Origin of the sequence: Micromonospora sp. HM5-17 (genome assembly GCF_003762835.1) — a bacterium.
Lineage (GTDB): Bacteria > Actinomycetota > Actinomycetes > Mycobacteriales > Micromonosporaceae > Plantactinospora.
Map to the genome: position 1 here is coordinate 157,338 of NZ_RJWA01000002.1, position 12,851 is coordinate 170,188.

General features: G+C 68.3%; 1 protein-coding gene and 2 pseudogenes. 1 reads left to right on the forward strand and 2 read right to left on the reverse strand.

Features of this window, described 5'->3' with window-relative positions; genetic code table 11:
* Window positions 1–42: 42 nt before the first annotated feature.
* Window positions 43–3,138 (reverse strand): annotated as a pseudogene (locus EF879_RS06025) (DNRLRE domain-containing protein).
* A gap of 444 nt (window positions 3,139–3,582) precedes the next feature.
* Between EF879_RS06025 and EF879_RS06030 the strand changes: the two are divergent.
* Window positions 3,583–11,451 carry a ricin-type beta-trefoil lectin domain protein gene (locus tag EF879_RS06030; RefSeq protein WP_123555686.1) on the forward strand — a complete coding sequence of 2,623 codons (7,869 nt, stop codon included), beginning with the start codon at window positions 3,583–3,585 and terminating at the stop codon, window positions 11,449–11,451.
* 474 nt (window positions 11,452–11,925) lie between these two features.
* Here the strand turns inward: EF879_RS06030 and EF879_RS06035 are convergent.
* Window positions 11,926–12,728 (reverse strand): annotated as a pseudogene (locus EF879_RS06035) (IS5 family transposase).
* Between the last annotated feature and the right edge of the window lie 123 nt (window positions 12,729–12,851).

Sequence of the window (12,851 nt, forward strand, 5' to 3'; positions counted from 1 at the left end):
GCCGCGAAGGGCCGCCTATGGTGTGACCGGATTCCGGGGCGATCAGCCGAACGTCTTGACGCCTCCCCAGTCCTCCTCGATGACGACCTTCACCGGGGCGTTGGTGTCGGTGGTGGACGGGTGGTACAGGCGGATCTGCCCGGTTGAGGCGAGGCGGGCCCAGAGGTCGGGCACTCGGTCTCCGTTCACGTCCGGGATGCCGATCACCGCGCTGATGTTCGCCTCCGTCCAGTTGGTTCCGTACTGAACGTCGCCGTCCCGAGAGTTCGCCGCGGTCTTGAGCGAATCGAGGTTCACGCTGCCGGGCGCCGAGCCTGGTTTCCCGTGCCGGACGTTCATGATGCCGGTGTTCAGATCGCGCCAGAGCAGGTCCGGGGTGCCGTCGAGGTCGATGTCCGCCACGTTGACGATCTCACGGCGGCCCCACGACGAGCCCTCCATCAGGATCGCCTCCTGGAAACTCGCCCCCGTGTAGCCGGTCAGCACCCAGAAGGCGGTACCGGACCGCAGCACCAGCTCGGGAAGCTTGTCGCCGGTGAGGTCGCCGACCGCCTTGATCTGGGTCCAGGTCGACGGGTCCGGCGCATTGGACGGGAGCAGCACCCGTAGCCGCTTATCGACGTTGAACGTACCGTATCCGTCCCCGGGGTAGAGCCAGAATCCGCCGTCCGGGGTGCGCGCGAAGACGTCGGTCGCGCCGTCACCGGGGTACACGTCGGCGTACTTGGTGATCAGGGCAGCCGTGCCGGTCGCGGGGTCGTACCAGTGGCCCGGCGGGTTGAGCGTCCGGTCGTTGGTGTACGAGCCGACGAGCCAGGAGTGCAGTTCCCCGTTCACGTCACCGGCGTACGTCCGCAGATTGCCCTCAGCGTCGATGACGAGCAGATCGGCGATGCCGTCACCCCCGGTGTCGCCGGGACCGTCGGCCGTGTCCCGAGGCGGCACGTAGAAGTGGTAGTCGGTCCGGGCGCTCCGGTTGCCGGCCGCGTCGTACGCGTACACGTGCAACGTGGTGGGGCCGGCGTGTCGCGGCCTGAGGTCGGGCACGGTGGCGGTGCCGCCGGTGGCCGGTACGTCCGTGCTGCCGACGCCTTCGAAGGAGTAGCTGAACCGGACCGCGTCGGCTGCGGTGAAGGTGATGGGGCCGGTGCCGCCGAACCGGACCGTCGACCAGGTCGCACCGTCGGGGGTGGCGGGCAGGAACACCTCGCTGGTGACGTCGGGGGCCGGGGGAGCCGAGGCGTCGATGGTGATGCGACACGGATCGCTACCGGGTGGGAAGTACGACGAGACCTTGTCCGACTTGTCCTCGGCGCGTACGTCCCAGGAGTAGGTGGCCTTGTCCTCAACCGTGGTGGAGGGGATGACGAGAGACGCCCGTCCATTGGCATCCGGGGTGACCAGGGTGCCCTGGGGAACCGTCGTGCCGGTCTTTCAGAACCGGAAGCGCAGCCCTTTGAGGTCTCCGGAACCATCAGGGTCGGTAGCCCTCGCCGACAGGGTGATGTTGGTCTTGGCGATCGTGATTCCGTTGCCGCCGATCGCGCAGGCACCGCCAGGGGAGGTGGTGCCGTCGGTCGGTTCCTTCGGCGGCCGGTTGTAGGTGACGCGCAGCTCCGACTTGGCCACCTCGAACTTGCGCCAGGTCTGCGTGTCGGACTCGTCCTCAGCGTACATGCCGAGCGTGATGTTGGACCAGCCGTTGGTGATGGCCGATTCAACCGCGTTCTTGACGTCGAAGCTGACGTAGTCGTCCTTGCAGTTGTTGTTGTAACCGTGGGCAAAGGACTTCGTTTCCTGATCGGTTATCCACGTTGGCTGCTTCTTCCACGTGGTACCCGAGGAAATGGCACCGGTCAACGCAACCGTGATCGGCCGGGCGGCGCAGCTGTAGGAGTGGTTGTTCAGCACCTTGAAGGTGACCTCACTGACCGTCGCTCCACTGAGGCCGGTGCTGAAGCGCATCCGCCAGAACGAGCGGGTCAGCAGCGGCGTGTCCTTTTCGTAGCCCACCCGGGCGACCGTCGTGCCGTTGTTGAAGTTGGTGCCGTTGTAGGTGTTGGTGTTCGGGTGCTGTTTGTAGACCGTTGCCCAGGCCAGGGTGTCGCCGTAAAGGGTCGGGTCCAGGAAGACGGGGAACCGGACGTCCGCCTCGGTGAGCAGCCCGGTGGCGGCGGCGTCCAGGTGAAGGCGGGCGTCTCCGGTGCCGTCGCCGTCGAGTCGGGTGGGCATCGGGGCGTGTCGGGCGCCCGGCTCGACACCGTTGAGCCCGGAGAGCCGCAGGACGTCGGTGGGGGTGGCCACGGAGGTGCGGGGGGCAGCATCCGGTGTTTCCGGGTCACGGCCGGCGGAGTCCCAGGCGAACGGGGTGGGGATCGAGGCGATCTCGTGGCCGTCGATCGGGTCGACGACCCGGACGCCGCCGGTGTCCGGGTCGTGCCGGAAGACCGCGGTCTTCGAGCGGAGTCCGTAGCTGACGCGCCTGACCGCCTCGATCGTGGCAGCCGAGCGGTTCTTGACGATCAGCAACTGGCCGAAGCCACCGGCGTCGCGAGCCACCACGAGCAGATCCACCCCGGGAAGCACCTCGGGGTAGAGGGCCCGGGCGCCGTCGAGCACCGGCTCCGGCAGAGGTCCCGGCCAGGTGTACGTGATGGTGTGGCCCTCGACGTCCACCTCGGCCACCAGGGTCTCGGTCGCGTCGTCAGCCGTGCCACCGCGGGAGAACCGCACCGGGCTGGGCGGGTTGGTCGGCCGGATGTCGAGGCCGCTGGGAGTCTTCTCGCCGCGGGTCAGGGTGATGTCGATCGGCACCCACTGCCCGGCGGCGTTCTTTGTCCGCTGGGGTATGGCGTGGATCGTGGTGCGTAGCTTCCCGTCCGGGAGTGCCCAGGTGAGCGAGGTCTCGCTCGTCGCCGTCTCCACGAGCACCTCCCGACCCGTCCGAATGGCCTCGGCTCGGGCGGCGGCCTCGTCCCGGGGGACGGCCGGTGCGGCCGGCGCCGCCAGGTTGTGGGGCTCGTCGGTCCCGAGCCACCAGGGCAGCGGGGCGGCGACGAGTGCCAGCAGGAGGCCCAGGCTGAGGGCCAGCCTGGTGCGTGTGCGCGCGAAGCGGCTGAGCAGGCGAGGCGCGGTCACGGCGGGTCTACTCCCGTTGGGCCAAGCGGACAGGTGAGACACGGACAGCAGCGCTCCCGGCAGGTCGCCAGGCACGGCGCGGGGCACACGATCGCACAGCACCGGGGCGTCTCGTCCATCCCGGAAACGTTATCTATTCGTGATAATCACTCACCGGATTGAGGTCGTTACGCCGGAAATTGATCAAGTGCGTGAATATTTGGTGTCGGTGTGTGGGTCCTTGATCCTCTACGTCCTATTTGGATTATCCACATGCTCTGCGCCGGTATGACCGAGATGGACGGTGGCAGAGATCACCGACACTTCGCTCCGGTCACGTTTCGTGACCTTGAGTAGGGGATCCCGCCTAACGCAGAGTGCTGACTCGCGTGCCATGGCTGGTGCGTGCCTTGCGGTGCTTCCGCGCCTTCTCTGTGTCCTCGCGCCTGGTGGGAGTCGACGCGTATGCGTGGTACCGGTTTGCTGTCCCGACGGTGGCCTGGCCGACGCACCCCGACGAAACCGGGCCGACCTCGGTGGCGCCGGGCGCGTGCCGCGCTGGTGCTGTGCCTGTCCACGACGCTGGTCGCGACGAGCCTGCCCGCCGCCGCGTGGGCGGTGCCCGGCCCCGGGATGGGCCGCGAGGAGCTCCAGGTCGACCTGCCGGACATCCCGGAGAGCGCGCGGGTCAGGCAGAACGAGAGCGCCGAGACAAACCTGACCACCGCCGATCCGGTACCGGTGGTCCCGTACGAGCCGCAGGCGGTCACCCCGTGGCAGCAGGACAGCGGCGTCGTGGACCTGACCGGCATCGAGCCGGGCACCACCGTGCCGGTCGACGACCTGCCGGTCGCGCTCGGCGTCCCGGAGGGGGCCGACCCGGCCGACCTCGCCGGGATCTGGGCCGTCGATCTCGCCGCACCCGAGGCGTCCCAGGAAGCCGGCGTGGCCGGCCTGATCATGAAGATCACGCCGCCGGAGACCGCCGACCCGGCCGCCGAGGTCGCGCTCAGCGTCGACTACACGCCCTTCGCCGACCTGTACGGCCCGCAGGCCGCCGACCGCTTCGGCGTCATGCTGCTACCCCACTGCGTCTACGACGCCCCGAACAGCGACGACTGCGCCACCGACGACGGCACGGGGACGGCGTCCACCACACCCGGCACGGCCACCCCGCGGGCGGTGCCGAGCGAGGTGAGACTGGTACCTGCCGCGAAGGCGGCGGCCCGGGGCACGGACGACGAGGACGAGCCGACCCGGCGGGTGGTCACCGGCCGCGTGCCGGTCGGCCCCCTGCTCGGCGTCCCGGCCGGTCCCGAGTCGGAGAGCGCCGGACGCGGCACGAGCGCCGCCGACGCGTCGACGTCGAGCGTGGTCGGTGTGCTGGACACCGGAGCCTCGGCGGGCGGCGACTTCACCGCGACCCCGCTGCTCTCCTCGGGTTCGTGGGCAGCGGGCTCCTCGTCCGGCGCGTTCACCTACTCGTACCAGGTCCAGGTGCCCGAGACCGCCGGCGGCCTCATGCCCAAGGTCGCCCTGTCGTACTCCTCGCAGTCGGTGGACGGCCGCACCTCCGCCACCAACAACCAGGCCTCCTGGATCGGCGACGGCTGGGACTACAACGCCGGTGCGATCACCCGCAGCTACGCCAACTGCCGCCAGGACGCGAAGAAGTCGGGCGCCAACAACGCGAACCACAAGACCGCCGACCTGTGCTGGGGTTCCAACAACGCCACCCTGTCCCTCGGCGGGATGACGACCGAGCTGGTGTGGGACGAGGACCAGGGTGCCTGGTTCACCGCCAACGGCGACGGTTCCAAGGTCGAGTTGCGGAAGGACACCAGCCTGGCGAACGGTGACGCGGACGGCGAGTACTGGATCGTCACCACCCGGGACGGCACCCGCTACCACTTCGGCCGCAACCGCCTGCCCGGCTGGTCCGACCACGGCAGCGCGGAGGACGACCCGGTCACCAACTCCGTGCTCACCGTGCCGGTGTACGGCAACCACCCCGGCGAGCCCTGCTACCAGGCGGGCAACTGGAGCGGCTCGGTCTGCACCCAGGCCTGGCGGTGGGGGCTCGACTACGTCGAGGACATCCACGGCAACGCCATGTCCCTGTGGTGGGCCAAGGAGACCAACTACTACGCCCGGAACTTCAACTTCAAGAAGCCGGTGGCGTACGACCGCGGCGGCTACCTGACCCGCATCGACTACGGGCAGCGGCGCGACACCATCTTCTCGACCCCACCGCTGGCCCGGATCTCCTTCACCGTCGCGGAACGCTGCTTCGCCGAGGGCTCCGTCACCTGCACCGAGGCCAACTTCACCAGCAAGGACCCGAGCAAGTACCGGATCTGGTACGACACCCCCGCCGACCTGCGGTGTTCCGCCAACGAGAAGTGCTGGAACGCGGGGCCGTCCTTCTTCTCCCGCAAGCGTCTGGACAAGATCACCACGTACGCGCAGCGGCGCCCCGACACGACCGACCTGCAGGTCGTGGACGAGTACCAGCTCAAGCAGTCCTTCCCGGTCCTGCGGACCGGCCCCAACACCGCGCTCTGGCTGGAGTCGATCACCCGGACCGGGTACGGCCGCAGCGGCGCCACCGACGAGCGGATCACCCTCAACCCGGTACGGTTCGAGGCCAACGCCGAGGACATGCCGAACCGCGTCAAGCGGGACGACCGGCCCGGCTTCTCCCGGCTCCGCATCGCCCGGGTCATCAACGAGTACGGCGGCGAGACGATCGTCACCTACAAGCAGCCCGAGGGTGACTGCGCCACCGGCACCGGCCTTCCCGGCAAGAACGACACGGCCGCGCTGAAGGCCAACAACCGGCTCTGCTACCCGGCCTTCTGGCACCCTGACCCGTCGGCCGAGGAAATCGACTGGTTCCAGAAGTACGTCGTCGAGAGCGTCGAGGAACTCCCCAACGTCGACGGTGCCTTCGCCACCGTCACCCGGTACGAGTACGCCAACCCGAGATGGCGCCTGGCCGAGCAGGAGTTCACCAAGAAGTCCACCCGCACGTACTCCCAGTTCGCCGGCTTCGCCCAGGTCACGGTGCTGACCGGTGCGGACAACCCCGAGATCGGCGCCCGGCGCACCAAGTCCGTCACCCGCTACTTCCAGGGCCTGGGCGACGACGTGTCGGTCCGGGACATCACCGGCGCCGAGATCGCCAAGGACCGGGAGCCGTTCGCCGGCCGGATCGCCGAGGAGTTGACGTACGCCAGCGCCGACGACGCCGACACCGAGTGGCTGACCCGTGCCGTCACGTACCCCGAGGCCCGGCAGCTCGCCAGCCGGACCCGCGACGACGGCCTCAGCCCGCTGCGCGCCTGGCGGGTCACCGAGGCCCGGCAGGTCGCCTACGCCCGCTCCTCCGGAACCGGCGACGACAACCGCACCCAGCGGGTCGTCGAGACGAGGACGACGTTCGAGACCACGCACGGCCTGCCGACCCACATCGAGTCCCTCGGCGACACCAGCCGCAGCGGCGACGAGTCCTGCACGTTCGTCGAGTACCACCACCAGCTCGACAAGAACCTCGTCGGCCTGACCAAGCAGATCCGCACCAGCCCGACGACCTGCGACGCCGCCACCTTCGACGACCTGACGACGCTGATCTCCGCCGGCCGGGTCGCCTACGACGGTCAGGCGTACGGCGTCGGCCTCGGCAGCACGGCCCGCGGACTCGCCACCCAGACCTGGTCACTGAAGGGCGACGGCTCCGGATTCCAGTCCGACGGCACCACCGCCTTCGACGCCATCGGCCGCGTCGTCTCCCGCACCGACCCCGACGGCAAGACCTCCCGGATCACCTACACCCCGGCGGTCGGCCAGGCGTTCAGCGTGACCGAGGAGAACTCGCTCGGGCACCGGCAGGTCCAGGAGCTGGACCCCGGCCGGGCCGTCACGGTCAGGGTCACCGACCCCAACGGGCACGTCAGCGAGGCGAGGTACGACCCGCTGGGTCGGCTCGTCGAGGCGTGGGGACCGGGCCGCACCCCGTCGCCGGCGGCCGTCCCGGACTTCCGGGCCGAGTACGCGGTCCCGGCCGGCAAGCCTCCGTACATCACCACCTTCACCCGCGGGCACGACAACCGGATCCAGACCTCGGTCACGATCTACGACGGCCTGGGCCGGACGCGGCAGACCCAGGAAGAGGCGGTCGGCGGCGGCCGGCTGATCACCGACACGCTCTACAACACCTCCGGTGAGGTGTGGCAGAGCAACAACGCCTACCTCGCGGACGGCTCACCCGTCGGCACGCTGTTCACCCCGCTCGCGGACACGACCGTACCCAACGCCACCCGCTACACCTACGACGGCCTCGGCCGGGTGGTCGAGGAGATGCCCGTCCTCAACGGCGTCGACGCGCCGGAACGGGCCACCCGATACGAGTACGGCGCCGACTACTCCACCGTCATCAACCCGGTCGGCTCCGCCTCGTACCGGGTGTTCAGCGACGCGCTGGGCCGGACCACCCGGGTGGACACCTTCACGAATACCGCCCGCACCGAGTACACCTCGATGCGGTACGAGTACGACTCGCGTGGCCAGCTCGTGAAGGCCACCCACTCCGCCGACCCGACCCACCCGTGGACCTGGTCGTACGACCAGCGGGGCCGGCTGGTGACCGCCACCGACCCGGACACCGGCACCTCGCGGTTCACCTACGACCACCGGGACCGGCAGCTCACCGCCACCAACGCGCGCAATGTCACCGTCTGGAACGGCTACGACGAGCTGTCCCGCCCGACACAGCAGCGGCTGGGTGACAGTGGCGGAACCCTGCTGGCCGAGTACACCTACGACACCGCGCCGGGCGGCAAGGGCCTGCCGGCCGCCGCGACCCGCTACACCGACGGCCTGCCGTACACGCAGACGATCGGTGGCTACACCAACGACTACCAGCCGACCTCGACCACACTGACGCTGCCCGAGACGGTCGCCGGGACGTGGGGGCTGCGGACCTCGTACACCTACGAGTACACGTACACCGACACCGGGCTGGCGGAGTCGATGACCCTGCCCGCGGTCGGCAACCTGCCGGCCGAGAAGATCCTGGTCCGCTACACCAAGGACGGCCTGCCGCTGTCGGTGTCGGGCAGGGACTGGTACGGCTCCGAGACGGTGTACTCGCCGTACGGGCAGGTGCTGCGCTCGACGCTGGGCGCGCAGCCGTACCGGGTGTGGACGATGGCGTCGTACGACGACGCCAGTGGGGCGCTGACGGATCAGCGCGTCTACCGGGAGCAGACCGGTGACACCACGATCATCGGCGGCAACCTGGTTTCGCACCGCTCCTACTCGTACGACGCGGCCGGCAACGTCACCGCCATCCGGGAGCGGTCGACGGGAATCGCCGAGCGGCAGTGCTTCACCTATGACGCGCTCGGCCAGCTGCGGAAGGCGTGGACGTCCGCCGACCAGGAGTCCTGCGCCGACGGTCCGGTTGGGTCGGATGGTGCCCTGAACGTGACGGCGGGGCCGGACGGTGCCGGCTACTGGCAGGAGTACGAGTACGACCTGCTCGGCAACCGCACCAGGCTGGTGGAGAAGGACCTGACCGGTGACACCGGCAAGGACGCCGTCACCACCTACGGCTACGGCAGGGCCGACGGCAGTCAGCCGCGGACGCTGACGACGGTGACCAGGAAGTACCGCACGCCAGAGGGCGCGGAGGTCACCGCCGTGGCGGAGCGGTTGTACGAGCTGACCGGCGAGACCAGGTCGGTGACGTCGGTGCAGAGCGGTGACCAGCAGGTGTTGTCCTGGACCTACGACGGCCAGGTCGAGCGGATCACCGGCCAGGGCGGCAAGGGCCGCACCGCCTACGTTGGCCTGGCCAACAAGTGCCTGGACCTCAGCTCCGGTGCGGCGACACCGGGCCAGCAGGTGCAGCTGTACTCGTGCAACGGGTCCGTCGCGCAGCGGTGGACGTTCACCCCGCAACCGGGTCAGGCTGACGCCAACGTCGGCACCCTGGCCGCGTACGAAAACTGGTGTGTGCAGCCGGCCGGGAACACGGCCGGGTCGGCGGTGCAGATCCAGAAGTGTGACGGGTCGGCCGCGCAGCGGCTGCAACGGTCCTCGACCGGTCAGCTCACCCACGTCGCCTCCGGCCTGTGTCTGACGGTGAAGGACGCGGCCACGGCCGACTCCACCCCGATCGTGTTGGCCGGCTGCGACAACGCCGCGACCGCCCAGCGGTGGGAGCCGCAGGACGAGACGCGGCACATCTACGGCCCCGATGGCGCCCGGCTGCTGACCGTCCAGGCTCGGCAGGCGACCCTGTACCTGGGTGAGTCCCGGGTCACCGTCCAGCAGGGTGGGGTGCTGGTCGACTGCCAGCGCTACTACCCGGTCCCGGGTGGCACCGTGTTGCGGTTCGCGTTCGGCGCCGGAGCCGTGAACCTGGTGGCTCTCGCCGGGGATCATCAGGGCAGCCCGTACGCCGAGGTCGCCCTCTACGGCGGGATGCAGCCGCGGATCCGTAAGCAGGATCCGTTCGGCAACCCACGCGGTGAGGCGCGTCTGGGTCAGAACATGCGCACCCACACCGGGTTCCTCGGCGCGATGCGGGACGACGCCTCCGGCTACATCCCGTTGGGGGTACGCCTGTACGACCCGTCCGTGGGCCGGTTCCTGTCCGCCGACCCGGTCCTGGACCTGACCGACCCGCAGCAGAACAACGGCTACACCTACGCCCACAACAACCCGGTCACCCTGGCCGATCCGTCCGGCCTGTCCGTGACGTTGACCGCCTCCGAGTACGCCGCCGCCCTGGCCGGAGCCGGTCTGACCGCCGCGCAGGTCGCCCAGGCCCAGGCCGACGCGAACCGGTCCCTGGTGTCGATCATCCTCGACACCGCCTGGTACCTGCTCAAAGAGTTCATCGGCATCAACGATGCGATCAACTGTTTCGGTGGTGACCTGTGGGCCTGCGCCAGCCTGATCATCGGCGCGATCCCCTGGGGCAAGATCACCAAGATCCGGTCGGTGAAACGGGCCATCGACCGCACCATCGCCGCCGTCCAGGCCTGGCGGGCCGCCAAACGCGCCGCCGAGACGGTGCTGGCCGCCGCCCGCGCCGCCGAGCAGGCCGCCCTCAACGCCAAGAAACTCGCCATCGAGCGTGCCAAACGCGCCGCCCAGGCCGCGAGGAAGAAGGCCGCCGACGCGGCCAACACCACCAGCAACAAGGCGGTCAACACCACCAAGAAGACCGGCAACCCCGCCCAGAAGGACGCCCAGGCCAACGCCAACCCGAAAGGATCCACCGCCGCCAACAGCGGCAACGGCAGCAAATCCAGCAGCGGCGGCTCCAAACCCGGCGGCACCACCGGCGGCACCAGCCGCAACAACGCCGGCACCACCGGCAGCAGCGGCGCCGGCAAAACCAACGACGGCGCCGGCAACACCGGAGACAGCTGCCCGCTCAGGAACAGCTTCACCCCCGGCACCCCCGTCCTCATGGCCGACGGCTCCACCAAGCCGATCGAGGACGTCAAACCCGGTGACAAGGTCGTCGCCACCGACCCCGAGACCGGGGACACCGAGGTGGAGACGGTCACCGCGGTCATCAAGGGTGACGGTGTCAAACACCTGGTGACGGTCGTCATCGACACCGACGGACCGCACGGTTCGGAGACGGCCGAGGTGACCGCCACCGACGGCCACCCCTTCTGGGTACCCAAACTCCACGAGTGGATCGACGCCACCAACCTACAACCCGGCCAATGGCTCCAAACCAGCGCCGGCACCCACGTCCAGATCACCGCCATCCAACACTGGACGACCTCCCGGGCCACCGTCCACAACCTCACCACCACCAACACCCACACGTACTACGTTCTAGCGGGTAGGACGCCAATCCTCGCGCATAACTGTGGTGGTGATAGTGGCAGCGGTTCTGCGGGCTCTGGCTCAAATGACGAAATCGATCATGTTGCACTCGGTCGGTATGACAAGAGTAGTGGAATCGGTAACGGTGGACTGGGTGCCTTCGCGGCCAAGGTGGGTGCGCGGAGAATTAGTGGTACGCCGGATTATCCCTGGGAGGAACAAGTGAAGGACGCCGTTGCTGGTGTGGTTTCGGGAACGACAAGGATCTCCTTCATGCTGGACGGTTTGCCTGGTGCTGGTGGTGGTGTTGAATCGGCCGTTAGATCCGCCAAAACCGCGTTTGAACGGTACGGGCGCGCAGGTATCATGCATACCCAATGGGAGTTGCTGCAGGTGGCCGATGCCGGCTTGCTTGAGAAGGTCGAATTCTATCGGTGGAACCGAAGAGTAAATGACTGGGTGCGAGTGGGGGTTTGATGTATAATTATCGACCTGCGGTTACTCCTCTTGAGCTCGATTTCATGGTTCGTCTCTGGGCCTACGAGCCTGGACACTCTAAGCTGTTACTGCGCGGATTCTCGCACCCCGAGGCGGTCGAGAGGCAGAGGATCGTTGACGTGATGTTTCATAGTGTGTCGAGGATGAAGTTAGACTCGGCCTACCACAAATTTTCTGTCAGGCTCGGGTCGGCGTCGGAAAACGGTCCGGGTAATAATGAAGTTGGCCCTTTGGCTCCCGATGACAAAGTGTACTTGATTAATCCGGAGTCGGGAAGTTGGTTTGTGGTGGCAGAGCGGATGGATTGGGCTTTTCTGAAGATTTCTGGACACGAAGAGAGCCCCCTTATTACCGAGGATGCGAGTGCGCTTAGGCGGCTCGCGGTGGGTGACGTTTATTGGCTGTAGATATGGTGAGAGGGCGTCTGATTCATGTGGTTGTAGCTAAGAGCTCCTAACACGATCTTGGGTTTGTTTGCTTGGTCAGGCGTCGCCAGCGGATGAGGGCGCAGCCGAGACTGACCAACGCCTCGTGGAGGTCGAGGTGGCGTTCCCATCGGATGGCCAGGCGGCGGATCTGGTGGGGCAGGGCGATGCTCTGTTCCACGACGTAGCGCAGCCTGCCCCGGGCCCTTGATGTGCTTCCGTCCCCGCTGGGGGATGATCGGCTCGGTCCGCCGCTGCCGGCAGGCGGTGCGGAACCTGGCGCTGTCGTAGCCCGTGTCCGCCAACAACACGGAGAACCGTCGGTGGGTCCGGCCCCGTCGTCCGGCGATGGGTGGTACCGCGTCGACCAGGTCGACGGCTCTGCTGATGTCCGGCACGGTGCCACCGGTGGTCAACACGGCAAGAGGTGTTCCCGCACCGTCGGTGATCACGTGATGCTTGCTGCCGGGCCTGCCCCGGATCGGCCGGGGACGGGCCGGTTCCCTCGCCCCTTTCTTCGCGGGGATGTGTCCGCCGTCGACGATCGCGCGTGACCAGTCGATCCGACCCGCCGCGTTCACCTCGGCCAGCAGCAGGCGGTGTAGCCGGTCGAACACCCCGGCGTCGGTCCAGCGGCGTCGCCTGCGCCAGCAGGTCATCCCGGACCCGTAGCCCAAGCTCGCGGGGAAGGTCCTCCCAGCCGATCCCGGTGTACAGCACGAACAGGATGCCCTGCGGACAGAGCCGGTCCGGTACCGGACGTGGTCCGGGTGATCTGGCGGGCCACGGCGGAAGCAGCGGCTCGACCAACGCCCACAACCCGTCATCGATCTCCCACGGCCTACCCACACCCGGGTGAACGATCCTCACCCCACCCAGACCACACCAACCAAGATCGCGTTAGGAGCTCTTAAGGATTCGGGCCACCATGGCGGATGTGCAGAGGTCATGTGT